Source organism: Flavobacterium sp. GQ95 (assembly GCF_059758655.1).
Window position 1 is genome coordinate 59,413 of record NZ_JCAXEB010000003.1, and the last position, 26,975, is coordinate 86,387.

Here is a 26,975-nt window from a genome sequence, read left to right on the forward strand (position 1 = left end):
CGGGACAGTACAGGATACATCTTTAATTTTTTAGTGTCATTTTTACACTTAATAAATATTTTTGTGCGAAAAATTATGGGTACTGCATAAAAATTCAAAAAAAATAATCCAAAAATAAAATTAAGAATGAAGATCATAAAATTAACTTTTGTCTTATTCGGTTTATTGCTTTTAGGAAGTTGTAAATCTGCTTTAGAAAAAAAGACCTGGAAAGAAGGAATTTTAGTTGATGAATTTATCTATGATAAAGCACCTTATCCATCTTGCCACGCAGTTACAATTGTCGAAGCAACAAATGGCGATTTAGTAGCATCATGGTTTGGAGGAACAAAAGAAAGACATCCTGATGTTTGTATTTATGTAAGCAGAAAACCAAAAGGAAGCGACAAGTGGACAGAAGGGATAAATGTTGCTGACGGTGTGATGAAAGACGGACCGAGATTGCCAACATGGAATCCGGTTTTATATCAAATTCCGGGTGGCGATTTAATGTTATTCTACAAAATTGGACCAAAACCATCGGAATGGTGGGGCGTAATCAGAACTTCATCTGATGGAGGGAAAACCTGGTCTGAAGCCAAAAAAATGCCGGATGGTTTCTTAGGGCCAATCAAAAATAAACCTGTTTTATTAAGTAACGGAACTTTATTATGTCCGTCAAGTATCGAAGGTGATGGATGGAGACTTCGTATGGAATCGACCCCTGATTTCGGAAAAACCTGGGTAATGGGCGATACGCTTCCTAGAGGAAAACAAAAAATCAATGCTATTCAGCCAAGTATATTATTCCACAAAGATGGCAGTATTCAGGCTATTGGAAGAACGAGAAACAGAGCTATTTTCAGCACGTTCTCAAAAGATAACGGAAAAACATGGTCTGATGTAGAATTGATAGGACTTCCAAATAACAACTCAGGAACCGATGCCGTAACGCTTAAAAATGGAAAACATTTATTGGTTTACAATCACGTATTGCCTCCGGGAACAGAAGCAAAAGGACCAAGAACGCCTTTAAACGTTTCGATTTCTGATGACGGAATTAACTGGAAAGCCGCTTTGGTGCTGGAAGATTCAAAAATTAGTCAATATTCCTATCCATCGATGATTCAAAGTTCTGACGGAATGGTGCATATCGTTTATACATGGAGAAGAGAAAAATTGAAATACGTAAAAGTTGACCCAAGTAAACTAAAAGCATTCCCAATTAAAAACGGAATCTGGCCTGGAGACGAAAACAAAACCGTAACCGCAGTTAAAGCTGAAGAGGAATAGATAAAAAGTTTGCCACGAATTTCACGAATTTCACGAATTTTTTTTCAATCTTAATTTGTGAAAATTTGTGCAATTTGTGGCTAAAAAAAACACAGCAATGAGCAATTTCAATAATAGTTTTATAAAATTAACGGCTATATTTTTTATAGTTATCTTGACTGGAACCTTCAATAGCTGCGCAACGGCTCAGTCATCAAAAAACAAACAACAATATAAAGTTGCGGTTTGCGACTGGATGATTTTGAAACGTCAAAAATTAGGTGCTTTTGGTTTGGCAAGCGAAATCAAAGCCGACGGAATAGAACTGGACATGGGAGGTTTAGGAAAAAGACCAACTTTTGATAGTAAACTGGGAGATCCGGTTGAAAGACAAAAGTTCTTAGATAAATCTAAAGAGTTGCATGTGGGAATCAGTTCTATTGCCATGTCCGGATTTTATGCACAGTCTTTTGCAAAGAGAGAAACTATCGAACCCATGATTAATGATTGCGTAAAAGCGATGAAAGACATGAAAGTAAAAGTGGCGTATCTTCCGTTGGGAACCGAAAGTGATTTGGTTAAAAATCCGGAATTGCGTCCGATTGTTATTGAAAGATTAAAATGGGCAGGAAAACAAGTGGGTAAAATTGGTGGTGTGATCGCCATTGAAACTTCATTGAACGCAACTGAAGAGAAAAAATTACTAGAAGAAATTGGCTCAAAACACATCAAAAGCTCGTTCAATTTTGCGAATGCCGCAGATAACGGAAGAGACATTGCATCAGAACTAAAAATATTAGGCAAAAAGCATTTAGCACAAATTCACGCTTCAAACACCGATAAAGTTTGGTTGGAAAATGACACCATGATCAATATGCCGGATATCAAAAAAACGCTCGACGAAATGAAATGGAGCGGCTGGTTAATTGTAGAGCGTTCAAGAGATGTAACACAAGTGCACAATGTAAAGGTAAATTACGGCGCAAACGTAGCGTACCTAAAAAAGATTTTTCAGAATTAAAAGTTTAAAATAAAAGTGCTGAATATGTAAAAGTTAAACAGTACAAGTTCACACTTTAAAAAAAATCTGCTAGATCTGCTAAATCTGCGAGAGTTAATTTTCTCACGCAGATTTAGCAGATATGCAGATTTTAATCTCATTTTTTGTCATCCCGAGGAACGAGGGATCCCCGCAAGAAACTCGACAAAGATTGGCTATTAGGAACGGAGCTACTTGTGGGGATTTCTCCTTCGTCGAAATGACAAACTATATGAAAAGAATAATTTGCCAAGAATAAATTACGATACCATGAAATACTTCAGTTTACTTTTATTATGTTTTTACGCCACTTTCGCAACAGCGCAAAATATTACTATTGTTAGTGATCCAAAATCGCCAAGAGCTCAGTTTGGGACTGAAAAACTATCTGAAATAGCATCAGCTAAAGGATTCAAAGTAATTGCTGCAGATAAAATAACTAAAAGCTCAAAAGATAAAATCATTGTAATTGGTGAAAAAGGAACTGATTTTTGGAAACAAAATTCAAAAGCTGCTAAAATCGACGATAGCAAATTAACTAAGAAAGAAGGCTTTCAAATTCGTACGCAAAAAAACATCATTTACATCGAAGGAACTGATGCAAGCGGTGCTTTGTATGGCGCAATGGAATTGGCAGACCGCACTAAAAGTGCAGGACAGATTCCGTCAGAAATTAATATTGATGACAGTCCGGAAATGGTATTGAGAGGTGCCTGTATCGGAATGCAGAAACCAGTTTACCTTCCTGGACGTGATGTATATGAATATCCATATACACCGGAAACTTTTCCATGGTTCTACGATAAAAAACTCTGGATAAAATATCTGGATATGCTGGTAGAGAACAGAATGAATTCCTTGTATTTATGGAACGGACATCCCTTTGCTTCTTTGGTGAAATTAAAAGATTATCCATTTGCCGTTGAGGTTAGCGACGAAGATTTTAAAAAGAACGAAGAAGTTTATAAATTCCTTACAGTAGAAGCTAATAAAAGAGGAATCTGGGTGATTCAGATGTTCTACAATATTATCGTTTCGAAACCTTTTGCAGAGCATTATAACATTAAAACACAGGATCGTTCCAGACCAATTACGCCTCTACTTTCAGATTATACCCGAAAATCAATTGCCGCTTTTATTGAAAAATACCCAAATGTCGGACTAATGGTTTGTTTGGGAGAAGCCATAAATACGGTTGATGATGATGTTGAATGGTTTACAAAAACAATTATTCCAGGCGTTCGCGATGGTTTACAAGCATTAGGAAAAACAGACGAACCGCCAATTATTTTGCGTTCGCATGATACCGATGGACCTTTGGTAATGGAAAAATCGCTTCCGTTGTACAAAAACTTATACACAGAAAGTAAATATACAGGAGAATCGCTGACGACTTATACGCCAGGCGGACCTTGGGGTGAAACGCACAAACAGTTAAGCGCCTTAAAATCGATTCATATTGAGAATGTCCACATTTTGGCAAATCTGGAACCTTTCAGATACGGTTCACCAGATTTTATCCAGAAAACGGTAAAGGCAATGCACAGTGTTCACGGTGCGAATGCATTACACTTATATCCGCAGGCTTCTTATTGGGATTGGCCATATTCTGCCGATAAAACAAAAACAGGGGAACGATTACTCGAAATGGATCGCGACTGGATTTGGTACAAAGCCTGGGCAAGATATGCGTGGGACAGTAAAAGAGACAGAAACGAAGAGATAAAATTTTGGGATAAAGACTTAGCTGCCAAATACGGAACAGATACAGAAGCAGCAAATAATATTCAAAAAGCATACGACGAATCTGGAGAAATTGCTCCAAAAACATTAAGACGTTTCGGAATCACAGAAGGAAATCGTCAGACATTGCTTTTGGGAATGTTCGAAAGCCAGTTAGTAAATCCGGCGAAATGGCGCGTTTATCCTGGTTTCCATGAATCTTGTGGTCCGGTTGGAGAACTGCTTTTGGAATATTCTAAAAAAGAATGGAATCACGAACCACATGTTGGTGAACTTCCAACCCAAATTATTGCGGAAATCACAGAACACGGAAGACTGGCTGTTGAAGCAATCGACAAAGCTGAACCAAGTGTAACCAAAGACAAAGACGAATTTTTACGTCTTAAAAACGATATGCATTGCTATAAGGCTTTCGCCGATTTCTTTTCAGAAAAGGTAAAAGCGGCCTTATTGGTTTTAAGATACAGTTATTCAAATGATATTTCAGATTTGGATAAAGCGCTTCCGCATTTGGAGAAAAGCATCAAATATTATGAGCTATTAGTAAATTTAACGAAAGATCATTATTGGTATGCGAACAGTATGCAAACCGCACAACGCCGTATTCCGATTGGTGGTGATGACGGAAACAATAAAACCTGGGCAGAATTATTGCCGCATTATGAAAGAGAATTGGTAAATTTCAAGAGAAATCTTGATTTATTGAAATCATCAAAAGATGGAAAAATTGCAACCAAAGAAGGAAAACCATGGCAAACCGCAGACGTAACCTTGCTAAGTGAAAGCAAAGGAACTTATGCCGTAAAAAATGGTACAAAAGTATACGGAACGCCAATTTCAGAATTGACAAAAATTGCTCCTGAATTGCAAAACCTTAAAGGAATTGCTTTTGAGGAAACAGCACAAAACGAAAAAGGAACACAACTGAAATTCAAAAATACCAAACCTGTAAAACTGGTTGTAGGGTATTTCAATTCAGATCAAAAACGATTTTTATTTCCGCCAAGTTTAGAAACAGACGCTGCCGGAAATGCTTACGGTCAGGCTGAAGTGATTTTAGCAAGCGCCATGAATTTAAAAGAATTGCCTCGTGTAAATATTCATACCTACACTTTTCAGCCGGGAGAAAATGAATTGAATTTAGGAAAAGGAAGAGTGTTGATTTTAGGATTTATAGATGCGAATCAAACCATCACACCGCGCGATGTGGGCTATATTGATGCCGGAGAAAAAGGTGCGATTGACTGGTTGTTTTATTAGATTACGATTCCTGCAAGGTTTCCAAAACCTTGGGTATTTAAGTCAAGATTAAGAATCGCGTAAAAATTTAAACCTACAAGGTTTTGAAAACCTTGCAGGACAGTAAAAAAACATGAACAAGATATTTTTTTTTATTTGCTTTTTTTTAGTTTTTAGCTCGGTAGAGAGCCAGGTGAAACACGACTCAGCGAAATTACGTAAAGAAATTTCGCTGAATTCATCTTGGGAAACTATTATCATAAGCGATCCTGTAAAACAGGAAGAAAGCTTTGTGAGCGATCCAAAAATTGATGCAAATTGGGAAAGAACAGACGTTCCCCATAACTGGGACCAATATTATGGTTACCGCAGAATGAAACACGGCAATTTGCACGGAACAGCCTGGTATCATAAAACATTTAGCGTCGACAAAAAAGATAAAGGCAAACGCCTTTTTTTGTATTTTGAAGGAGTTAGTTCTTACGCGACAGTTTGGGTAAACGGAAAAAAAGTAGGAGCGCACAAAGGGGGCCGAACGACTTTTACTATTGATATTACGAATGCCGTTTCTTTTGAAGGGCAAAATAATATGATGGTCAAAGCAGAACATCCATCCTTTATTGCAGATCTTCCATGGGTTTGCGGTGGTTGCTCTGGTGAATGGGGATTTTCAGAAGGTTCTCAGCCAATGGGAATTTTCAGACCGGTTTCTTTAGTGGTTACAAATGAGGTTCGTATTGAACCTTTTGGCGTTCATATCTGGAATGATAAATCAATTTCTAAAGAAAAAGCGATTCTTCATACAACAACCGAAATTAAAAATTACGGAAAATCAAACCGCGATTTAACGATTGAAAATATACTTTTTGATGCTGCCGGAAAGAAGGTTGCTATAAGTAAAAGCGATATCAAAAACATTTCAGGAGAAACAAAAGAAATAGCACAGACACTTCCGGAAATTGTAAATCCGAAATTATGGTCGCCGGCAAGTCCCTATTTATATGAGTTAGTGACCTCGGTTTATGAAAACGGCAAAAAAATAGACGAACTAAAAACGCCATACGGAATCCGTTGGGTGAGCTGGCCAGTGAGTCGCGACGGAAAAGACAATCGTTTTTATATTAACGACGAACCTTTGTTTGTAAACGGAACCTGCGAATACGAACATTTGATAGGGAAAAGCCATTCGTTTTCAGATCAGGAAATTCATGCCAGAATTGAGCAAATAAAAGCCGCCGGATTTAATGCTTTCAGAGAAGCGCATCAGCCTCATAATTTATTATATCAAAAAGAATTAGACGAAAACGGAATTCTATTTTGGAGTCAGTTTTCCGCACATATTTGGTACGACACGCCAGAATTCAAAGAGAATTTCAAAACCTTATTGCGAGAATGGATTAAGGAACGCAGAAACAGTCCGTCAGTTGTACTTTGGGGATTGCAGAATGAAAGCACAATTCCGAAGGAATTTGCTGAAGAATGTACCAAAATCATTCGCGAAATGGATCCGTTGTCTGCTTCTCAAAGAATCGTAACCACTTGCAACGGCGGCGAAGGAACAGACTGGAATGTCGTTCAAAACTGGTCCGGAACTTACGGTGGTGATCCTTTAAAATATCATCTTGAAATGAGCACGCAACTCTTAAACGGAGAATATGGCGCCTGGCGAACAGCAGATTTACACACGGAAGGAGAATTCGATCAAAAAGGAATTTTGAGTGAAAACCGTTTTTCGCAATTGATGGAAATCAAAGTCCGCGAAGCCGAATCGGTAAAAGATAGAATTGCGGGACAATTTAACTGGCTTTTTGCTTCACATGAAAATCCGGGACGTTCTCAAAATGGGGAAGGTTTCAGAGATATTGATAAAGTTGGACCCGTAAATTATAAAGGACTTTTTACCGTTTGGGGCGAACCGCTGGACGCGTATTATATGTACCGCGCCAATTATGTTTCAAACAAAACAAATCCGATGGTTTATATAGTGTCGCATTCGTGGCCAAACCGTTGGGAATTGCCAGGCATAAAAAACGGAATCGATATTTACTCCAATTGTGATGAAGTTGAATTGTTCAACGATGTCAATAAATCATCTTTAGGCAAATTGAAAAATCCGGGATTAGGAAAACATTTCCAATGGAACAATGTCAATATTCAATACAATGTTTTGTACGCTGTAGGTTACGTAAACGGAAAAGCAGTTGCCAAAGATTATGTCGTTTTGAATACACTTCCCCAGGCACCAAATCTATACCAATTATACACAGATCAGGCTGATATTACAAAAGCTAAAAAAGGATACAATTATATTTACAGAGTGAACTGCGGAGGTTCTGAATTCATCGATGTTGAAGGAAACACCTGGTTGACCGATACGCATAAAAATGGTCAAAATACCTGGGGATCTTTATCGTGGACTGATAAATTTGAAAACCTTCCGGATTTTTATGCGAGTCAGAGAAGCACTTTCGATCCAATTTCGGGTACAAAAGATCAGATTTTATTCCAAACTTTCAGATACGGAGCCGATAAACTGAGTTATGAATTTCCTGCCGCTGATGGCGAATATTTAGTCGAATTGTATTTTACAGAACCCTGGTACGGAACCGGCGGTGGATTAGATTGCAAAGGCTGGCGATTATTTGATGTGGCAATTAATGACAATGTCGTTTTGAAAGATTTTGATATTTGGTCGGAAGTTGGGCATGACAGAGCTTTGAAGAAAACTTTCGTTGTTAAAAGCAAAGGAGGAAAAATTAGAATTTCGTTCCCAAATGTAAAAGTGGGAGAGGCGATTATTTCAGCAATTGCAATTGCAACTAAAGATAAAAATATACAACCTGCAAAAGAGTCTGAAAAAAACATTCAGAATGTGGTGTTAGATGTACCTTCCAAATTTAAAATAGGTTCATGGCTGGATATTGATTCCAAACAATATAGTAATGGATCAGTATTTTTTACGCAAATCCCATCGGAACTTTCAGGAGCAGATTATATACAATTTTCAGATTTAAAAATAAGTGGCGGAAGTTTTAATGTGCTGAAAGATTCAAATGTATATGTACTTCTAGTGAGTGGAGAACCTGTACCTGCATGGCTAGAAGGTTTTACTAAAATTGAAGAAAAAGCTAAAAACGATCTGAGATTTACTTTGGATGTTTACAAGAAGAAAGTACTAAAAACAGATAAAGTTTTCTTCGGAACTATGGGTTCACATTTTACTATTGCCGCTGTTCCAATTTACGATATGGGCGAAAAAGACGATTCTCGTCAAACCTTAGTTTTAGAAGCTGAAAATGCCAAAACAACCGGAACCGATATCGTAAAAGGAAACTTCAAAAAAGCAGATTATATTGAGTTCACCAAAAAGACCAATAACAGTATTGAGTTTGAAGTAAAACCCGGAGTTGCCGGAATTTATTTAATGCGTTTTAAATTTATGAATAGAAACGAAATACCATTAAAAGTAAAATTCAAAATGGAAGATGCATACGGAATTTTGATGCGAAACGATACAATAGAATTTTTCCCGGCAACAGAAAAATGGAAGGTTTTGAATACCACTTCTGGAGGATATATTAATGCAGGAACGTATAAGATTACTTTAGAAGGAGACGATTTGAAAGGATTGATGTTGGATTCTTTTGAGTTTCAATAGGAGGAGAGAAAAGAATAAATAATAAATAATAAAGAACATAGACTAGTCGTCCATATTTGAACTTTAGAGAAATAAGAAATTTATTTTAGGAACTTTAAAGTATTATAGTTTGCGGTTAGTTTGTCATCCTGAGGAACGAAGGATCACACAAGAAACTCCGTACAGAATGTCGACAATCTTTGTCGAATCCCGAGTGTGATCCTTCGTTCCTCAGGATGACAAACTGGACGAAATTGGATTTAGAAAAAAAACAATTGTAATGAATAAACATAAAAACATTCTACAAAAAACAACAATACTACTAGCATTACTGCTCTTGGCAGCCTGCGCTACAAAAAGTAAAAATGCAAGAATCGTTGAAGATTTCAACAAAGACTGGAATTTCAAAATAGGGGATTATCCAACTGCGATTCAATCTGATTTTAATAGTTCAGATTGGAGAACACTTCAATTGCCTCACGATTGGAGCATCGAAGGTACTTTCGATAAAGAAAGTAAAACAAAACAAGCGCAGGGATTTTTACCAGCTGGAATGGGGTGGTATCGCAAAACATTTACAATTCCGCAGGATTGGGAAAACAAAACGGTTTCGGTAGAATTTGATGGTGTTTTTAAAAATAGCGAAGTCTTTATAAACGGACATTCTTTAGGAATTCGTCCGAATGGGTATATTTCATTTTCTTATGAATTATCAAAATATTTGAAATTTGGAGGACAAAATATCATTGCGGTAAAAGTCGATAATTCGGCTCAGCCCAATTCAAGATGGTATACCGGTTCCGGAATTTACAGAAATGTACGATTAGTTGCCAGCGATAAATTACACGTGGCAGAATGGGGAACTTTTGTAACGACACCTGAAATTTCAAAAGAAAAAGCTTCGATTCATTTAGAAGTTGAGGTAAAGAATGCTTCAGAAGCGGAAAAGGAATTCAGAATGGTTTCTTCTATTCTGAATAAAAACAATGTTGAAGTTACACAAACCGAATCAACACAAAAAATCGCAGCCAGTTCTTCTTCAAAAAACATTCAGAATTTCACTTTAAACAATCCGATTCTTTGGGATACAGAGAATCCCTATTTGTATAAAATCGTCACTAAAATTTATGAGAAATCAACTTTAGTCGATAGTTACGAAACACCGCTTGGGGTTCGTTATTTTAATTTTGATGCTGAAAAAGGCTTTTCATTAAACGGAAAACCAATGAAACTTTTAGGTGTTTGTCTGCATCATGATAACGGTGCTTTAGGAGCTGTAGAAAATATTCATGCGGTGAAAAGAAAATTGACAATTCTAAAAGAAATGGGAACCAATGCGATCAGAATGTCGCATAATCCGCATTCTTTAGAAATGATGCAATTGTGTGATGAAATGGGTTTCATCGTTCAGGATGAATTTACCGATGTCTGGAAAAAGAAAAAAGTTACCAACGATTACCATAAAGACTGGGATGCTTGGCACAAACAGGATCTGGAAGATTTCATCAAAAGAGATCGTAATCATCCTTCGGTGATAATGTGGAGTATCGGTAACGAAATAAGGGAACAATTTGACAGCACCGGAATTGCCATAACCAGAGAACTGGCTCAAATCGTAAAATCATTAGATACAACGCGTCCGATAACTTCTGCGTTGACAGAAAATGTTATTGAGAAAAATTTCATTTATCAATCGGGTGCTTTAGATCTTTTGGGATTTAATTACAAACACGAAGATTATAAAGATTTTCCAACCCGTTTTAAAGGGCAAAAAATACTTGCATCTGAAAGTGTTTCGGCTTTAGAAACACGTGGTCATTATGATTTTCCTGCGGATGGTGTTAAAGCGTGGCCAACAAAATATGGTGCTGCTTTTGACGGAAATAAAGATTGGACCGTTTCTGCCTTTGATCAGGTAAAATCGTATTGGGGCGCAACGCACGAAGAAAACTGGAAGACCATCAAGAAACAGGATTTCATGGCAGGAACTTTTATCTGGACGGGTTTTGATTATATCGGCGAACCAGATCCGTATCCGTATCCTGCAAGAAGTTCTTATTTCGGAATTGTTGATTTGGCGGGTCTTCCAAAAGATGTGTATTATATGTACCAAAGTGAATGGACGACCAAACCGGTTTTACATATTTTTCCGCATTGGAATTGGACAGCAGAACAAGAAGTTGATGTTTGGGCCTACTACAACAATGCCGATGAAGTGGAATTATTCTTAAATGGAAAATCTCTCGGAAAAAAAGCAAAACAAAATGATGATTTGCATATTTCATGGCGTGTAAAATTTGAGCCGGGAACACTAAAAGCCATTTCCAGAAAAGACGGAAAAGTAGTTTTAGAGGCAGCAATTCATACTGCCGGAGAAGCTTCTAAAATAGATTTAAAAGTAGATAAACCAACCCTTAAAAATGACAGTTACGATTTGGTTTACGTGACCGTTTCTATCGTTGATAAAGACGGAAATCTTCTTCCAAACGCAAATGATTTAATTAATTTTGAAGTTTCGGGCGGAGGAAAATTAGTGGGCGTTGATAACGGTTATCAGGCAAATCTGGATTCTTTTAAAGCGAATTCCTGTAAATTGTTTAATGGAAAATGTATTGCGATTATTCAGTCGAATGGGAAAAGAGAAAATATTCAGTTGAAGGCTTCTGCTGGAAACGGGATTCCGGTTTCTGTTCTGGATATAAAAGTAAATTAATTGTCAATTCATATTTCGCCCCTATGGGGCTTTGATCCTAATCTTTATTGTTTTCTATAAACATTACACTCCTCTGGAGTTATTCAAAATATACTATAGAAGATTTTTAGCTCTGGAAGAGCGAAATATTTATAGAAAAGAATTAATTAACTTATTAAGAGCTCCATAGGAGCGAAATGTTTAAATTTCAATACAAAATCAAAAAACGTCATTAGTCTAATGGAGTTTTTTGAATTATATATGCTAATTTAAGTCTTTTCTTAGGTCTAACTTATCCAGGTTTCCCATTTAGTGACTATCGTCCATTTTCCATTTACTTTTTTTAAATAAATAGCTTTTCCACTGCCACAAAGGCTTCCACAATGATAACCTAATTGAACATATGCTTTCAGTCCGTCAAAAGAGAAAACGGGTATAGTCATTTCATAAAATCTAAATCGCTGATCTTTTTTACGCTGCGTTGTTAATTTTTCAATTGTAGTAGTGTTCAACCTATTAATTAAATCCCTTTCAATTTTTAGTTTTTCCGGATTTGAATTTTGTTCTAATAGATGTAGGGAATCTTTAGATGAAAAAAAACTTTCTCCTTTTATCTTACTATTTATTAATTCGGTAATATAGATATCTTGAGGTGGTGGAGGTAAAGATATTCCATCACTCCTTTTTTCCGGAATGTAGATATTTAATCTCCTAAGTTCGTTACAAAACATTGTAGAGTCTGGACTTTTCGAAAATACATTCAAGCTGTCCTGAATTATTATTGCTTCAACAATTTCATTGATATTCTTAATTTCTTCAGAAGCAATATTAGTTTCTTCTTTTTTGTTTTGACAATTAGAAAAGGCAAAAATGATAACGATATAAAGAATAATTTTTTTCATCTACTTTACTAAGATTATGTTTGGACTAAAGTAAAAGTAGCGAATTTATGTTTATAACCTTCATAACTCATTCCCCTCAGTCATATCTATTGTTTTTGGATTTAGGCTAACCAGTTGTAAAACGATGGCAGTAACAACAACAAATAATAGAAGTACAAAAACGTGTCTCATTCCTCCATTATCAGCGGCTTTTCCTAAAAATTCGGTGATAACAGCCCCGGCCGAAATACCTACAAAATTCATAATTCCATATCCGGTAGCCCTGTAACGAGGTGCAACAAACTGGCAAAGAATAGGCATATTGTTGGTGTCGTATATTCCAAATCCAAGTCCAAAAAGGATAGCGCCAAAAATAATCGCTTCTATGTCACAGCAATAGCCAAATAAAAACAATGCCGGAATGGTAAGAAATAATCCAATAGCGCTGGTGTAAATTCTTCCTTTAAGATGTTTCATCACCCATCTGTCTGAAATGGCACCACCAATTAAAACGCCAAAAAAGGAAGACATCGAAATGGTTACCGTTGCAATTGGTCCAGCCAAAGACATGTCTAAATGTAAAGTTTCAGTAAATAAGGTGGGTAACCAGTTTTTGGCCGCCCAACCCGGTAAACTTGGTGCAGAGAAATAAAAGAGTAAAACCCAAAAGGAGATATTACCGAATAATATTCCCAATCCTTTGAACATTTGCCTGAATTCATAGCTGACAGACGATTTTTTGGTAGGATCAAAAAAATAAGTTTTCTTCTCCTGTAGAAAAAATAGCAGTACTAAACTGTAAAGTACACCGAGTAAACCTACGGAGTGAAAGCTGAAATGCCAGGAAAAATGCTTAGAAATAGTGGCTCCAAAACCACCCAGTGCCTGTCCCAAATAAATTCCGGTGGTATGAATTGCAATAGCAAAAGAACGTGTTTTTTCCTGATGGTAATCTGCTATTAAGGATAAGGCAGCTGGAATATAAAAAGCTTCACTAAAACCCATAATGCCGCGCAAAATATAAATTTGGTTGAAAGTTGTGGCATAACCCATCGCCATAGTAACCCCGGACCAAATAAAAAGACTTGCTATAATTATTCTTTTTCGGTTAAATCGATCCGCTATAATTCCCGAAACAGGGCTCATCAGTGCATATATCCAAAGAAAAATAGCCATTAAGAGACCGAAATTTTCAGCTTTAGCCAATTCAGGAATGTCATCCATCATTGCTGCTTTCATAGTGGAAAGCATTTGTCGGTCTAAATAATTCAATAAAGCTACAAACCACAACAAGCCAACAACAATCCATGGATAGGATTTTTTTTCATTCAATTTTGCAATCATTTTCTTTTTTCAAAATAATGGCCGAATATACGAATTCCAACGCAACAGGGAATAATTGTTTTTTACTCTGTGCTGCATAAATTATAATTAAGGCATAGTAGCAGCTACAAATTTGCTAACAACACAAAAAGTAATGTTGCCAGAATAAATATTTACCTGGAAACTATTATATTCGTATTGTAATCAGATTAATATGTAATTCAAAGAGCCCATGACACCTAATGACAAACAAAATGAACGTGTAGCCCAAATGACATTTGCTTCGGTTTATCCCCATTATGTAGTTAAAGTGGAGAAAAAAGGCAGATCCATAGCCGAATTGCATGAGGTAATCGAATGGTTGACGGGATATGACGAAAAGAAATTACAAAAACTGATTGATGAAAAAACAACCTTTAAAGACTTTTTTGAAAAAGCCAATCTAAATCCTAATGTTTCGCTCATTACAGGCGTAATTTGCGGTTATCGCATTGAGGAAATCGAGAATCCGTTGATGCGCCAGATACGCTACTTAGATAAATTGGTAGATGAGCTGGCAAAAGGCAAAAAAATGGATAAAATTTTGCGGGCTTAACAAGTTTTCTCATAAAAGCAAAGAAATTTATCAAATAATATCTTCTCAAACAGCACACAGCAGGACACTTACTCCCCATAAATTCATTTATTTAGAATCTCTTAAAAAAAATGAAAGACAATGGAAAGAGTTTTTGCAGAATATCTTATAGAAACCCCTTATGATGTAGAACAGGCTTCGGCAGTTTTGGCGGGCGAGCAGTCATCGGGAACTTTTGTCTCTGTTCCGGGTGAAACCGAAGAATTGAAAAAACGTTTTGCCGCCAGGGTAGAAGATATTCAGTTATTGGATTTAGCAGATGAACCTTCCATTCCAGGGGGAAGTATTCCTGGAAAAAAATACCAAAAAGCAAGAGTAAAAGTAAGCTGGTCGATTGAAAACTTTGGCTATAATCTGCCTGTGTTGATTAGCACTTTACAAGGAAATTTATACGAAATCACACAATTTACAGGTTTGAAACTAATGGATTTTGAACTTCCGGATTCTTTCAAAAATCATTTCAAAGGCCCGAAATTCGGAATCAAAGGTTCTAAATTATCCTGTGGTGTAACCGACAGGCCGATGATCGGAACAATTATAAAACCAAGCATCGGGATGAGTGTTGAGGAAACTGCTACTTTGGTAAAATCCCTTATTGATGCCGGAATTGATTTTATCAAAGATGATGAATTGATGGGATCTGCAGCCAACTCTTCGTTTGATGAAAGAGTAAAGGCGATCATGAAAGTCATTAGGGATAATGAGCAAAAAACAGGAAAGAAAGTAATGTACGCCTTCAATATCAGTGATGAAATTGACGAAATGCAACGAAAATACGACTTGGTTAAAAAGGAAGAGGGAAGCTGCGCCATGATTAGCATTAATAGTGTGGGTCTGGCCGGAACAAAGAAAATTTGTGATCAGGGCGAACTTGTCATTCACGGACACAGAAATGGTTGGGGAATGCTAAACAGACATCCTTTGTTGGGAATTGAATTTCCGGCCTATCAAAAAATTCAGCGTCTGGCAGGCGTCGATCAATTGCACGTAAATGGCATTCAGAATAAATTTTGGGAATCAGACGATTCAGTGGTTACCTCTATAAAATCTTGTTTGACACCTTTTTTAGGAGGACATGAAATACTGCCGGTAGTTTCTTCCGGACAATGGGGAGGACAAGCGGTGGAAACTTATCGCAGAACGCAAACTACAGATTTATTGTATATGGCGGGTGGCGGAATTCTGGCTCATCCAATGGGGCCAAAAGCCGGAGTAAATGCATTACAACAAGCCTGGACCGGAGCCGTAGACGGTTTGTCTGTGGAAGAAACAGCTCAGAAATATCCGGAATTTGCCGCATCGGTTAAGAAATTTTCTAAATAATGAACAGGAAAGATAAATTGCTATTGGCCTATTATGGTGATGATTTCACGGGCTCTACGGATGCTCTTGAATTCCTGACTTTGGCCGGAGTAAAAACGGTTCTCTTTCTTCGAAAACCTGAACAAAAAGACTTAGATCGTTTTCCGGGAATTCAGGCTATTGGTCTGGCTGGAAAAAGCAGGTCAATGTCGCCTTTAGAAATGGAAGAGGAACTTTTTCCTGCATTTGAAAATCTAAAAGGATTTGAACCGGAACATGTTCATTATAAGGTCTGTTCTACTTTCGATTCGGCACCGCATATTGGAAACATTGGAAAAGCAATTGAAATTGGAAGTGAAGTTTTCAATCAAAAAACAGTGTTGGTTTCGCCATCAGCACCACATTTGGGAAGATTCTGTGTTTTCGGGAATCTGTTTGCGCGAATGGGAACTATTGGAAATGGCGAAATTTATCGTATTGACCAACATCCCTCAATGAGTAAACATCCGGTGACGCCCGCTTTGGAAGGAGATTTGAGAATTCATTTGGCAAAACAAACCGAAAAATCCATAAATCTTATTAATCTGGTTACAATCGAAAAAGGGACAAAAGAGGTTCTGGATACGGTCGCGAATAATAAAACGGATATCCTGTTTTTTGACGGATTCAATTTGGAACATCTGAGAACTATCGGAAGTGTTTTTAACCAACGGGCAACAGAAAAAACATTGTTTTCTGTTGGTTCTTCAGGAATCGAAATGGCTTTGGGACTGGCCTGGAAGGAACAAAAAATAATAGAAGACAAAGCAGCTTTCAAATCAGCAGGAGAAGTTTCGCCAATACTCGTTTTATCAGGAAGCTGTTCTCCGGTAACTTCCAAACAAATTGAATACGCTCTCGAAAATGGATTTCTTGAAATTGCATTAGAAAGTAATGCTGTCGATATTCAAAATCAGGCAGAAATTATTAAAAGAGCCGTTTCTGAAATTACAACCAATTTCGAGAATGGAAAAAGCACGATTCTGCATACCAGTACAGGTTCAGACGATCCGCGTATTGCTGAAACCGAATCATATTTTATGGAAAACGGTGTGTTGAAAAATGAGATTCAGAAACAATGCAGTGCCGTTTATGGAAGTGTTTTAGGACAAATAACCAAAGAAGTATTAAAGTCTGTCAAAATAAAAAGAATCCTTTTTGCCGGTGGTGATACCTCAAGTTATGCAGCATCAGAATTGGATATTCTGGCATTAGAAATGATTGCACCATTGGCACCGGGCGCTCCGCTTTGCAGGGCTATTTCGGATAATCAGTGGGTAAATGGAATAGAAATGAATTTTAAAGGCGGTCAGGTTGGCACCGCTGATTATTTTATAAAAGTTTTAAAAGGAGAAAAATTATGAAAGCAAAAGTTTTAGGTTTTGTGCATACATCGGCAACATTGGTTCCGTTGTTTCAACAATTGAGTAATGAATTTTTACAAGGAGTCGAAACCTTCAATATAGTGGATGACAGTCTAATTAAAGATGTTATCAAAAAAGGAAAATTAATGCCAAATACGGCTTCGAGAGTGGTTACTCATGTTCAGGCAGCAGAATCTGCAGGGGCCGATGTGATTTTGGTAACCTGTTCGTCAATTGGCGTTGCTATAGAAACGGCTGCAACGTTAAGTACCGTTCCGGTAATTCGTGTTGATCAGGCAATGGCAGATGAAGCAGTCCAAATAGGGAATAAAATAGGAGTGATCGCAACTTTGCCTACAACCTTAGAACCTACCAGCGATCTGGTAAGAAGAAGAGCGGAGTTTGCAGGTAAAAATGTGACTATTTCTTCTAAATTATGCGAAGGTGCTTTTGATGCCCTGATGAGTGGAGATGCTGCAAAACACGATGAAATGGTTGCCAAAGCTTTGAAAGAATTAATGCAGGAGGTGGATGTAATTGTTTTGGCGCAGGCTTCAATGGCGAGAGTGGTTGACGGTTTAAGTACAGAAGAAAAGGTAATCCCAATTTTGGCAAGTCCGGCAATTGCAATGAAAAAATTAGCTGAGCTTTATTTTTAAATTAATAACCATTTAATTTAAACCATATAAGTCATATAAGTTCATATTAAGTTGGTTTTTAGAGTTTAACTTAAATGATCTTAATGAAGTCCTTATTTAATTTAGCTTAAATAATCTTATATGACTTATATGGTTTAATAATAACATATTGTATGCGTAAATATTTTCTTTGGTTTGCTCCGATATTTTTCATTATTGCCGGTTTAGGCTGGTTGCAGCAAGCGGATATTATTTGGAAAGTTGCATTGATATTAGGTTTTTCAGCTGTTGCTATTGGAATTGGGCATGTGAAAGTTTTAGCAGGATATCAATATACTTTTTGGATTATTACTGCTGTTTGTGCCGGATTATTATATCCGGAATTTTTTCTGCATGTAGGCGATTTTGACATGCGTAATAAATGGCTGATTCTAATCATCATACAAATGGTAATGTTCGGAATGGGAACGCAAATGAGTATCGAAGATTTTACAGGAATTCGAAAATCGGGAAAAGGTGTCCTTATTGGTTTGTTGGGACATTTTACAATTATGCCGCTTACAGGTTTTATTATTGCCAAAACATTTGGTTTTGAGCCTGAAATTGCCGCTGGAATTATTCTGATTGGTTCTTGCAGCAGTGGTTTAGCTTCGAATGTTATGACTTATATTGCCAAAGGAAATTTGGTTCTGTCTGTTACGGTGACGGCAATGTCTACGTTGGCAGCACCGATTATGACTCCCTTTTTAATGAAGATATTCGCCGGAACCATGGTCGAGGTTCATTTTTTTAATATGATGATGGAAATTATCAAAATTGTATTGGTGCCTTTAGCGGCTGCAATGATTCATGATATTTTGAAAACCTATGGCAGTACAGCACGAAAACGAATCTATTTCCTGACACTGTTGTCAGCGATTTGGCTTGCGATTGTTTTTTTCTTTGGAGATTCTTTTGCCATTGCAGAAGGCAGCGATTTTGAACATGTATTAGAAATTATAAATTTTTTATGTGGCGCTTTTATCGTAGGTTCATTGTACCATTTGTTGTATAAAGTATATCCGAAAATAGATGCTATTATGCCTTATTTTTCCATGTTTGGAATAATCTATTTTACATTGGTTACAACTGCTGCAGGTAGAGATAATTTAATTCAGATTGGATTTTTGCTCTTTTTAGCTTCTGTATTGCATAATGGAGCAGGTTACTTTTTTGGTTATTGGGTGAGCAGAATAAGTGGTTTGGACAAAAAAAGTTCTCAAACCATTGCTTTTGAAGTAGGCTTACAAAACGGCGGAATGGCATCAGGATTAGCAGGCTCCATGGGAAAATTAGCAACTTTAGGTTTAGCTTCTGCGGTATTTAGCCCGTGGATGAATGTTTCCGGTTCTGTCTTAGCTAATTATTGGGGTAGAAAAGAAGATAAGGAAGAAGAAATTGTTTCCTGATTTTTCTGTTTTTTATAAAAGATATTTAAAAACTCCATCAGCCACAGCTGATGGAGTTTTTTGTTATCCGTCATTTTGGCTAATGCAAACTCCAAAACGGCTAATTCCAATTTTAGACTTCAGGCCATCTTTGCATTATAATTTTAAATCAATTAAAAAATGCAAAAGACAATTTTTATTACAGGGACCTCAACAGGATTAGGAAAATCGACAGCAAAATTATTTCAGAGTAAAGGCTGGCAGGTAATTGCCACTATGCGTAATCCTGAAAAAGAAACCGAACTAAATCAATTAGAAAATGTAATTGTACTTCCGTTAGATGTTACTAATTCGGAACAAATAAAATCAACTATTAAAAATGTTACAGATAAATATACTGTTGATGTTGTGTTGAACAATGGGGGATATGGTTTAATCGGTGCTTTAGAATCTTTGGAAGAAGAACAAATTGAGCGTCAAATTGAGACCAATTTATTAGGCGTTATTAAAGTTTCGAAGGCTTTTGTACCTCATTTTCGCGAGAAGAAAAACGGTACTTTTATTAATATCACTTCTACTTTTGGATTAATGGGTTTTCCAACTTGTTCTATTTACAGCGCTACAAAATTTGCTGTTGATGGTTTTTCTGAAAGTTTGGCATCTGAATTAGTTCAATTTGGAATTCAGGTAAAAGTAGTCGCGCCGGGCGGAATGCAAACTGACTTTGCCATTCGTTCTATGGAATTAGGACAACATAAAGCTTATGAAAAACTAACTGCTGAAGTTAGTAAAGGCTATAGTCCTGAAAAACTGGAAAATTACACGAAAGCCGAAGATGTTGCCCAAATTATTTATGAAGCTGCAACTGATAATAAAAATCAACTGCGATATGTTGCCGGAAATGATGCAAATGCTTTATATGATGAACGTTTAAAATTGGGTGCCGAAACTCAGGTGCAAAACATTAAAACTATGTTTACTTTTTAATTTGAGAAATCAGATGAAAAATAAAGCGATAGAATTGACTACTTTTAAACTCAATGGTTGTACAACACAACAATTTATTGACGCGAATGCAGAAATTGATGCATTTTTAAAACGCCAAAAAGGATTTTGCTCCAGAACCATTTTCGAATTAAAAAAGGGAGTTGTTTGCGACATGCTTGTGTGGGATAGTACCGAAGACGGCACTAATGCAATGCATAAATTAATGTCAGAATTGAGCGATTCTGCTGTACACGATATGATCGATCAAAGTACGGTAAGCTGGAACATTGCACCAGTAGAACATTTTGTAAATTTGTACAATAGTATTTCCAAAAATGAAAAATCAGCCTAGAATATTCCAGTCAATATCAGAATTGCATAAAGCGATGGGGCAGCCAAAACCGATGCACCCGCTTATTAGCGTTTTGAATTATGGTGAAGCGATTTTTGATCCAAAGGATTTTGAGCAGGGAATCATTTTAGATTTTTACAAGATATCTTTTAAAACAAATTTCTCCGGAAAATTGCGTTACGGACATGGTTTTTATGATTTTGAAGAAGGCGGAATGTCATTTGTTGCGCCCGGACAAATTTTGAAAATGCAGGAAGAAGAAGCTGATTATAGTGGAATGTCGCTTAATATTCATCCTGATTTTATGCGGTCGTATTCTTTAAATGAGAATATTAAAAAGTATGGTTTTTTTTCGTATTCAGCGGCTGAAGCTTTGTACTTATCGGAGAAAGAAAAGAAAACGATTCTGGCCGTTTTTGCTAATATTCAGGAGGAACTAAACCAGCGAATTGATAACTTTAGTCAGGATGTAATCATTTCGCAATTAGAACTTTTGCTTAATTACAGCAATCGTTTTTATAACAGGCAGTTTATAACCCGAAAAGCGGTTAATAACGATGTGCTTTCGAAACTTGAAAATCTGCTGGAAGATTATTTTACTACTGAAAAACCGATGGGAAATGGTTTGCCAACGGTACAATTCGTAGCTGATGAACTGCAATTATCATCAAGATATTTAAGCGATTTGTTACGTAGTATTTCGGGACAAAACACACAACAGTTTATCCATGATAAATTGATCGAAAAAGCAAAAGAATATATTGCAAAAGGAACGCTTTCCATTTCAGAAATCGCTTATAAGTTAGGTTTTGAACATCCTCAATCTTTCAATAAATTATTTAAGAAAAAAACGAATGTTAGTCCGGTTGCTTTTCAGGAGTTATTTAATAAAAATTAAATTATGGCATCACTAAATTTTGAGCAGCTAAAAGAACGTTCTTTAAAAATAAGAGCAAAATATCGTGAGTTAGAGTTTACCCATCACGGAAGTGAGTGGACAGTAGAAGAAGATGCATTGGCTTTTTTAACAGATGCAGGTTTGGTTGCCAGAAATGTAATGTCGCAACAAGGAAGATGGCCAAAGTCAAATACCGACGATGAACTGAAACATAAAATAGGAGAATCGATTTGGTGGCTTACCGTTTTGGCTCAAAGAATGAATATTGATATTGAAAAAGCTACAGAGGAATTTTTAACTAAAACAGGAAAATTATTTTAGAATAATAATCAATTTTAATTTTGTTTCTTTCGTTTATTAATACAAAAAAAACTCCATCAGCCGCGACTGATGGAGTTTTTTTATGTTTCTAATAATCTGAAAAAATCAAATTTCAACAACATCTTTTCTATTCAACAGCGTTTTTATTTGCTTTCGCCAGCTTTTCTTTTCGGTTTTCTTCTTTTTGTTTCCCCATTTTCGGTTGTACCAGATAATGAATCCTGTTACGGGCAAACTTGCCCCAATAAATGCAGCTAAAAAGGCCAGTACTTTTCCGGGAAAACCTAAAATACTCCCGACATGAATGTCATAATTCATTTTGCGGAGTTTGCCTCCAAAACCAACTTCGTCGTATCTTTTGCTGTCAAGGGCTTCATCAGTTAATCGCTTTGCAGTATGCTGATCAAAATAGTAAAAATTAGAATTATAAAATTGCCCTCTTTTAGGATAAGCCATCATATAAATACTGGCTTTTGCATTGGTAGTATCAGGATAACTATAATAAAATCCTCCTGAATTTGGGTTTTCGGCAACCACTTTATCCCAACAGATATCCATGACTTTTTGAGCACTGAAGTGTTTTCCTTTTTGGAGTGAATCAGATTCTTTTTCTTTCCATTCAACAAGTTTTTCACCTCCTGTAGTGGTAAAATACAATCCTTCACTAAACCATTCAATTCCCCAAACCATTCCGGTTAAGGCAATTGCTGCCAAAAAAATCATGGAATAGAAACCTAATACGTTATGCAAATCAATATTAACACGTTTCCAGTTGGCTTTCCATTTTATTTTGAAGCTTTTGTCACGGGTTGTTTTATTCCATTTTTTAGGATACCACCACACTAATCCTGTAATCAAAATTATAACAAAAGTCAGCGTTGCATAATTAACGATTGGCCTTCCAATTTTCCATGGAAGCCACAAAAAACGATGTCCTTTTAGTATCCAGTCAAAAAACACAAATTCATCTTTATAATGTGTTTCCGTATCAACAACTTCACCGTTGTAAGGATTTAGTTTTAACGTATATCTTATTTTATCTTCCCAATCGCCCACTTCTACATTAATTGTTCTTCCTTGCTTATAAATGGCTGAAGAAACTTTTTTATGTGGAAATTTTTCTGCCGCAATAGCAGCGATTTTTGACGGACTGATAACAGGTTTATTCTGAATCTCTACTTTACTTTTAGGATTCAGCAAATCGGTAATTTCTTCGTTAAATGCCCAAATGCAAGCCGTAATGCAAACTACCAAAACAATCGCCCCTGAAATTAATCCCAACCACAAATGCAGCCAATCGTTAATTTTGCGAAAACGAGATTTGGATTTACTGTTGGGCTTAGCGGCTGGTTTTTTGATAACGGTCATTATTTTTGGATTATGATATTGGATAATAAATGAAATCGGTCTTAGTTAAAAAACCATATAATCACTGCTGAAATAACAATGATTATATGGCTGTAATTAAGAAAAAAGGATAAATTATTGTTTTGGCGACAATCTTGTTAAGGCTGAAATATCAGTTCCACCTCCGGTTACTTTCGCCCCAGCTGTTGCAGCACCTGTTTCAAGGTTAATTTTGTAAAAACGTACTTCTTCATTTGTTACAAAAGCTTTGTATGCGAATCCATTTTCATAGTATAAACTTCCAACACCATAATAACTATCACCGGCGTGTCCAGGTAATCCTGTAACCGGAGTAATTTTTTTAGATGGAAGATCTACGATTGCTGATTTGAATTTGTATGAAACATGGTTCAGGAATCCCCAGTTTGCTGTGTCGTCTGCTGTTGGAATATAAACGATATATGCTTTTTCGCCTCCAAGCGGATAAGCCGCAACTACTTTTCCATTTAATGAACTTGATGAAATGTCGAAAAAGTAGGAAGAGTCAAATTCTGTTGTTCCCTTATTGATTCTTAAAATTCCTGATTTTTTATCTGCTTCCGGAAATTCGTATCCTGCAGCCATTGCATTAGAAGAAAATGTATAAACATTACCAGAAACAGTACGGATAATACCTGTATTTGTATAGTACATACCCACAGCAGTTGTACGAGTATCTTCGATTCTTTTTACAAAATTTAATGATGGATAGTCATAAACTCTTATCCATGCTTTTTCTTGTTTCATATCCCAGTCTGAATTTCTGTTGAAAACTGAAACATAAATTTTATCTCCACTTACAGTCACTCCGGTTGGGAAATCAAAATAACCATTTCCTGTAGAGAAATCATTAAATTTACGATTGCTGATAGCTTGTTTTACCGGATCGTAAATAATCAGCTCGTTTGATGTTGAAGTTCCTTCCCAGGAAGCCCCAATAATTAATAGTTTGTCATCATCTGTTACCCCATATGCATAAGTTGATTCTATGAAAACGCGGTTTCCTGCTACAAGCTGGCTTGCAGAATTTAAGTAGAATGGAGCTGCACCTTCAATTTCGTTGTCACAGGCAAACATTGTATTGGCAACCGGAATATAAGATCCTCCCTGTTCGATTCCTTTACCTGTCATATCAACATTTCCACTCATTAATTCTTCCAGAGAGTCAAAACTATACATATAATTAGTATTCCATGTATCAGTTTGATATCCAAGTACATATTTACTTCCTGGTGCAACTTGCTCTCCTGTTGGATCGTCACTGCTGCATGAAAATAGCATTGCTGAAAGTAGCGTAACTGCTAATAGATTTTTAATTTTAATTGTTTTCATAGTATTCGATTTTAGTTAATTATCATCTGTTGTAAATCACAGATTTCGGTATTGAATTATTTTAATTTTCAGATTTACATCATGAAATATCTTAGTTTGAGTGTGAACGATCTTCCCGGTTTTTGTACGTTATAATAATCGTACAGTTTTTCATTTGTAAAGTCGAAACACTCTAAAGCGATATTGTATTTTCCGTTTTTAAGCGTATACGACAGAGAGGCTGAGAAGTAAATTTGCTGTGGAATTTCTTTTTTATTCTGACTTCCCAAAGTAGGAGGATTCAAATAATAACTATCTGCAAAACTGCTCGATACGTTTACACTAAATAAATCATCTTCATATTTTAATTTTTTGAAGAAGAAACCAATATTGGCGTTTCCATAAAAAATAGGAACATTAGGCACTTGTGTTTTATACAAATAATTAGTTTGATTTGTTCCTGGCTGAAGTGTGTTATCCATATTCAGCGTTTTTTGATAGGTTGCATTTAAGTCAAAGGCGAGCAAATCTTTGTAACCATAATGGAAAACTCCGTCAACTCCGGTGACCTGGATATTTTTGAAATTGACATTAATACTTTTGTTTCCGTCAAGTCTGGGCTGGATAAAGTTTTGTGCTTTTCTGTAGAGAAAATTCCCTTCGAATCCAAAAGAATGAACTGGATAAAGTTTTTTATAAGAAAAACCAAGATTCACGTTATCACTTTCTTCCGGCTTAAGATTGGGATTCGGATTTATTCTTATTCCGCCATCACCCAATAATTCAAGTGCAGATGGAAGTCGGTAAGCGTGTTCGTACGATGCCTTTACTTGTAATTGTTCCGGAATAATAAAATAAGCTGCTGCAGTTCCGTAACCTAAATTGTTGAATGTTGGTTTTATAACTTCTTCTTCCTGAGTAGTAATTTCACCTTTTAAATCAAGCATTTTGGCAAAGGCTGTATAGGATAATCTTTTTTGAAGCGCTGACAAATTATAAGCAAGACCTAAAATATTTTTGTTGATATAAGGTTTTGTAATGATATAATCGGCATCACGTTCGTTGTTTTCTGTACGCTTATATCCTAAAAAAGTATAATTGAAAGCAAACGCACTATTCTCATTCAAATCATATTTTAGATTGGCATTACTCTGAAGCGATTTTACATCAAAAACCATTAGGGTTTTCTCGAGGTTAATTTCTCCACCGCTTTCATAATTTTTTATTTCATAATGACCAGACCAGTCATATCTTGCCGATGATGTATCGACTGTACGTTCCTGAGCAATATTATACGAAGCATCTAAACTTGCCGTCAAATTCTTAACAAACAGATTTGTCTTTTTGTATTTCAAAGACGGAACAAAATTCTGACTATCAGTAAAAGCATCTCCAACAACTCTAAGCATTGTTGTTCCTTGCTGAATTTCTTTTTTATTGGCACTTGCCGCAAAACCTACTAATAAATAATCGGCGTATTTTTTGTCTTTAACACCAACTTCGGCCATAATGGTTCCTTGTTTGTACCCGTCATGAAAATGTTTCAGTTCTTGTACCGGCCCATAAACTCCCGAAAAAGGATCCGGAATTTGAGCATCAACTTTATAACTGTTATCAGAGTAATTAAGAAAAGCGTTCAAATTCGTTACAAAACCATTTTTGCTGGTAAAACGAGTATTTACAGCTGCTTTATGCGTGTTGAATGACCCAAAACTGTATGAGGCATCAATGTAACGTCTGGTGCTTTTGTTAGTTACGATATTTACAGCACCTCCTAATGCGTCTCCGCCAAGTTCAATTGGCACAACACCTTTGTACACATCAATTCTTTCAGCCATGGTTGCCGGAATGTTGTTTAGTGTAAAAGAGGATCCGTAATTGTCAATCGGAATTCCGTCCATGAAAAATTTAATCTGATTTCCCGAAAATCCATTCAAAGAAAAATTAAATGAAGATCCCATTCCGCCTGTTTCCCTTACACGGACACCGGTTGTTCTGTTTAGAATCTGATTTAAATCAGAAGAAGTGTTGTAAAGTTTTTTTAAATCGACAGCCGTAATGTTAAAAGCTTGTTCGCGAACGCGCTGCACTTTAGATTTTCCGTTGACCTGAACTTCGTTTAAGGCTGCAACATCTTCTTCAATAGTAATATTCGGAATCGTCTTTTTAGATTGGCCCAGACTTATTGTGGTTTGTTTTGGCTTATAACCAATATAACTTACTGATAAAGTATAGTCTCCAGGAGCGACATTAAGTTCATATTCTCCTTTTTCATTTGTCAGGGTAGAAAATGCTGTTCCTTTTAATGCCACCGAAACACCTTCAGCAGGTTTACCGCCGTTTGTCAGGATTACACCAGTTAGATTTGCATTGTTTTTTTGCGAATAACCCTGAAATGAGCTGATTAAGATTACAATCAGGATTATTATTCTTCTTGTTTGCATTGGTTCAATTTTGGTTCGATACTAAATTCGGCACAAAATTAAGTTCCAAAAACAATTTAAACAACAC

The 26,975-nt window shown here is 36.3% G+C and carries 19 protein-coding genes; 14 read left to right on the forward strand and 5 right to left on the reverse strand.

Annotated features, from left to right (window positions below; all coding sequences use genetic code 11):
* Positions 1 to 126 precede the first annotated feature (126 nt).
* The 5 genes from AC6CH4_RS07340 to AC6CH4_RS07360 all read left to right on the forward strand — a co-directional run bounded on the left by AC6CH4_RS07340 (position 127) and on the right by AC6CH4_RS07360 (position 11,622).
* Positions 127 to 1,272, forward strand: coding sequence for a sialidase family protein (locus AC6CH4_RS07340; protein WP_498101618.1), 1,146 nt, complete (start codon positions 127 to 129; stop codon positions 1,270 to 1,272).
* Between the two features lie 97 nt (positions 1,273 to 1,369).
* The gene (locus tag AC6CH4_RS07345) at positions 1,370 to 2,272 is read left to right on the forward strand and encodes a sugar phosphate isomerase/epimerase family protein (RefSeq protein ID WP_498101620.1); all 903 of its coding nucleotides are present in this window, start codon (positions 1,370 to 1,372) and stop codon (positions 2,270 to 2,272) included.
* A gap of 288 nt (positions 2,273 to 2,560) precedes the next feature.
* On the forward strand, positions 2,561 to 5,293 hold the full coding sequence (locus AC6CH4_RS07350; RefSeq protein ID WP_498101622.1) for an alpha-d-galacturonidase: 2,733 nt from the start codon (positions 2,561 to 2,563) through the stop codon (positions 5,291 to 5,293).
* A 112-nt stretch (positions 5,294 to 5,405) separates the two neighbouring features.
* Positions 5,406 to 8,930 (forward strand): malectin domain-containing carbohydrate-binding protein, encoded by a 3,525-nt coding sequence (locus AC6CH4_RS07355; protein WP_498101624.1) that lies wholly within the window; start codon positions 5,406 to 5,408, stop codon positions 8,928 to 8,930.
* Positions 8,931 to 9,189: 259 nt separating this feature from the next.
* The gene (locus AC6CH4_RS07360) at positions 9,190 to 11,622 is read left to right on the forward strand and encodes a glycoside hydrolase family 2 TIM barrel-domain containing protein (RefSeq protein WP_498101626.1); all 2,433 of its coding nucleotides are present in this window, start codon (positions 9,190 to 9,192) and stop codon (positions 11,620 to 11,622) included.
* 266 nt (positions 11,623 to 11,888) lie between these two features.
* Here the strand turns inward: AC6CH4_RS07360 and AC6CH4_RS07365 are convergent, their stop codons facing one another.
* Both AC6CH4_RS07365 and AC6CH4_RS07370 read right to left on the reverse strand, forming a co-directional pair.
* Positions 11,889 to 12,503, reverse strand: a complete 615-nt coding sequence (locus AC6CH4_RS07365) for a hypothetical protein (RefSeq protein WP_498101628.1) — start codon at positions 12,501 to 12,503, stop codon at positions 11,889 to 11,891.
* Between the two features lie 60 nt (positions 12,504 to 12,563).
* Positions 12,564 to 13,826, reverse strand: coding sequence for an MFS transporter (locus AC6CH4_RS07370; RefSeq protein WP_498101630.1), 1,263 nt, complete (start codon positions 13,824 to 13,826; stop codon positions 12,564 to 12,566).
* A 211-nt stretch (positions 13,827 to 14,037) separates the two neighbouring features.
* Between AC6CH4_RS07370 and AC6CH4_RS07375 the strand changes: the two genes are divergently transcribed.
* The 9 genes from AC6CH4_RS07375 (at position 14,038) to AC6CH4_RS07415 (ending at position 21,767) form a co-directional block, all read left to right on the forward strand.
* Positions 14,038 to 14,400 carry a DUF2200 domain-containing protein gene (locus tag AC6CH4_RS07375; RefSeq protein WP_498101632.1) on the forward strand — a complete coding sequence of 121 codons (363 nt, stop codon included), beginning with the start codon at positions 14,038 to 14,040 and terminating at the stop codon, positions 14,398 to 14,400.
* Positions 14,401 to 14,520: 120 nt separating this feature from the next.
* Complete coding sequence (locus AC6CH4_RS07380; RefSeq protein ID WP_498101634.1) at positions 14,521 to 15,762, forward strand: ribulose-bisphosphate carboxylase large subunit family protein; 1,242 nt, start codon at positions 14,521 to 14,523, stop codon at positions 15,760 to 15,762.
* Positions 15,762 to 17,144 carry a four-carbon acid sugar kinase family protein gene (locus AC6CH4_RS07385; RefSeq protein ID WP_498101636.1) on the forward strand — a complete coding sequence of 461 codons (1,383 nt, stop codon included), beginning with the start codon at positions 15,762 to 15,764 and terminating at the stop codon, positions 17,142 to 17,144. The genes AC6CH4_RS07380 and AC6CH4_RS07385 overlap by 1 nt, the downstream gene beginning before the upstream one ends.
* A complete protein-coding gene (locus AC6CH4_RS07390) occupies positions 17,141 to 17,803 on the forward strand; it encodes an aspartate/glutamate racemase family protein (RefSeq protein ID WP_498101638.1) in 663 nt (220 codons plus the stop codon). Before AC6CH4_RS07385 ends, AC6CH4_RS07390 begins: the two co-directional genes overlap by 4 nt.
* Before the next feature lie 152 nt (positions 17,804 to 17,955).
* Positions 17,956 to 19,230, forward strand: a complete 1,275-nt coding sequence (locus AC6CH4_RS07395) for a bile acid:sodium symporter family protein (RefSeq protein ID WP_498101640.1) — start codon at positions 17,956 to 17,958, stop codon at positions 19,228 to 19,230.
* 159 nt (positions 19,231 to 19,389) lie between these two features.
* Positions 19,390 to 20,196 carry an SDR family oxidoreductase gene (locus tag AC6CH4_RS07400; RefSeq protein ID WP_498101642.1) on the forward strand — a complete coding sequence of 269 codons (807 nt, stop codon included), beginning with the start codon at positions 19,390 to 19,392 and terminating at the stop codon, positions 20,194 to 20,196.
* A gap of 13 nt (positions 20,197 to 20,209) precedes the next feature.
* On the forward strand, positions 20,210 to 20,548 hold the full coding sequence (locus AC6CH4_RS07405; RefSeq protein ID WP_498101644.1) for a hypothetical protein: 339 nt from the start codon (positions 20,210 to 20,212) through the stop codon (positions 20,546 to 20,548).
* Positions 20,532 to 21,446 carry a helix-turn-helix domain-containing protein gene (locus tag AC6CH4_RS07410; RefSeq protein WP_498101646.1) on the forward strand — a complete coding sequence of 305 codons (915 nt, stop codon included), beginning with the start codon at positions 20,532 to 20,534 and terminating at the stop codon, positions 21,444 to 21,446. The genes AC6CH4_RS07405 and AC6CH4_RS07410 overlap by 17 nt, the downstream gene beginning before the upstream one ends.
* Before the next feature lie 3 nt (positions 21,447 to 21,449).
* The gene (locus AC6CH4_RS07415) at positions 21,450 to 21,767 is read left to right on the forward strand and encodes a MazG-like protein (protein WP_498101648.1); all 318 of its coding nucleotides are present in this window, start codon (positions 21,450 to 21,452) and stop codon (positions 21,765 to 21,767) included.
* Between the two features lie 105 nt (positions 21,768 to 21,872).
* Here AC6CH4_RS07415 and AC6CH4_RS07420 read toward each other — a convergent pair whose 3' ends face one another.
* The 3 genes from AC6CH4_RS07420 to AC6CH4_RS07430 form a co-directional block, all read right to left on the reverse strand.
* A complete protein-coding gene (locus AC6CH4_RS07420) occupies positions 21,873 to 23,135 on the reverse strand; it encodes a PepSY-associated TM helix domain-containing protein (protein ID WP_498101650.1) in 1,263 nt (420 codons plus the stop codon).
* A gap of 114 nt (positions 23,136 to 23,249) precedes the next feature.
* Positions 23,250 to 24,485, reverse strand: a complete 1,236-nt coding sequence (locus AC6CH4_RS07425; protein ID WP_498101652.1) for a DUF4374 domain-containing protein — start codon at positions 24,483 to 24,485, stop codon at positions 23,250 to 23,252.
* A gap of 74 nt (positions 24,486 to 24,559) precedes the next feature.
* A complete protein-coding gene (locus AC6CH4_RS07430; protein WP_498101654.1) occupies positions 24,560 to 26,908 on the reverse strand; it encodes a TonB-dependent receptor in 2,349 nt (782 codons plus the stop codon).
* Between the last annotated feature and the right edge of the window lie 67 nt (positions 26,909 to 26,975).

Excerpts from the sequence above, each read along its gene's own strand:
- AC6CH4_RS07340 (WP_498101618.1), top strand. The coding sequence starts at position 127 with ATGAAGATCATAAAATTAACTTTTGTCTTATTCGGTTTATTGCTTTTA.
- AC6CH4_RS07345 (WP_498101620.1), top strand. The coding sequence starts at position 1,370 with ATGAGCAATTTCAATAATAGTTTTATAAAATTAACGGCTATATTTTTT.
- AC6CH4_RS07350 (WP_498101622.1), top strand. The coding sequence starts at position 2,561 with ATGAAATACTTCAGTTTACTTTTATTATGTTTTTACGCCACTTTCGCA.
- AC6CH4_RS07355 (WP_498101624.1), top strand. The coding sequence starts at position 5,406 with ATGAACAAGATATTTTTTTTTATTTGCTTTTTTTTAGTTTTTAGCTCG.
- AC6CH4_RS07360 (WP_498101626.1), top strand. The coding sequence starts at position 9,190 with ATGAATAAACATAAAAACATTCTACAAAAAACAACAATACTACTAGCA.
- AC6CH4_RS07365 (WP_498101628.1), bottom strand. The coding sequence starts at position 12,503 with ATGAAAAAAATTATTCTTTATATCGTTATCATTTTTGCCTTTTCTAAT.
- AC6CH4_RS07370 (WP_498101630.1), bottom strand. The coding sequence starts at position 13,826 with ATGATTGCAAAATTGAATGAAAAAAAATCCTATCCATGGATTGTTGTT.
- AC6CH4_RS07375 (WP_498101632.1), top strand. The coding sequence starts at position 14,038 with ATGACACCTAATGACAAACAAAATGAACGTGTAGCCCAAATGACATTT.
- AC6CH4_RS07380 (WP_498101634.1), top strand. The coding sequence starts at position 14,521 with ATGGAAAGAGTTTTTGCAGAATATCTTATAGAAACCCCTTATGATGTA.
- AC6CH4_RS07385 (WP_498101636.1), top strand. The coding sequence starts at position 15,762 with ATGAACAGGAAAGATAAATTGCTATTGGCCTATTATGGTGATGATTTC.
- AC6CH4_RS07390 (WP_498101638.1), top strand. The coding sequence starts at position 17,141 with ATGAAAGCAAAAGTTTTAGGTTTTGTGCATACATCGGCAACATTGGTT.
- AC6CH4_RS07395 (WP_498101640.1), top strand. The coding sequence starts at position 17,956 with ATGCGTAAATATTTTCTTTGGTTTGCTCCGATATTTTTCATTATTGCC.
- AC6CH4_RS07400 (WP_498101642.1), top strand. The coding sequence starts at position 19,390 with ATGCAAAAGACAATTTTTATTACAGGGACCTCAACAGGATTAGGAAAA.
- AC6CH4_RS07405 (WP_498101644.1), top strand. The coding sequence starts at position 20,210 with ATGAAAAATAAAGCGATAGAATTGACTACTTTTAAACTCAATGGTTGT.
- AC6CH4_RS07410 (WP_498101646.1), top strand. The coding sequence starts at position 20,532 with ATGAAAAATCAGCCTAGAATATTCCAGTCAATATCAGAATTGCATAAA.
- AC6CH4_RS07415 (WP_498101648.1), top strand. The coding sequence starts at position 21,450 with ATGGCATCACTAAATTTTGAGCAGCTAAAAGAACGTTCTTTAAAAATA.
- AC6CH4_RS07420 (WP_498101650.1), bottom strand. The coding sequence starts at position 23,135 with ATGACCGTTATCAAAAAACCAGCCGCTAAGCCCAACAGTAAATCCAAA.
- AC6CH4_RS07425 (WP_498101652.1), bottom strand. The coding sequence starts at position 24,485 with ATGAAAACAATTAAAATTAAAAATCTATTAGCAGTTACGCTACTTTCA.
- AC6CH4_RS07430 (WP_498101654.1), bottom strand. The coding sequence starts at position 26,908 with ATGCAAACAAGAAGAATAATAATCCTGATTGTAATCTTAATCAGCTCA.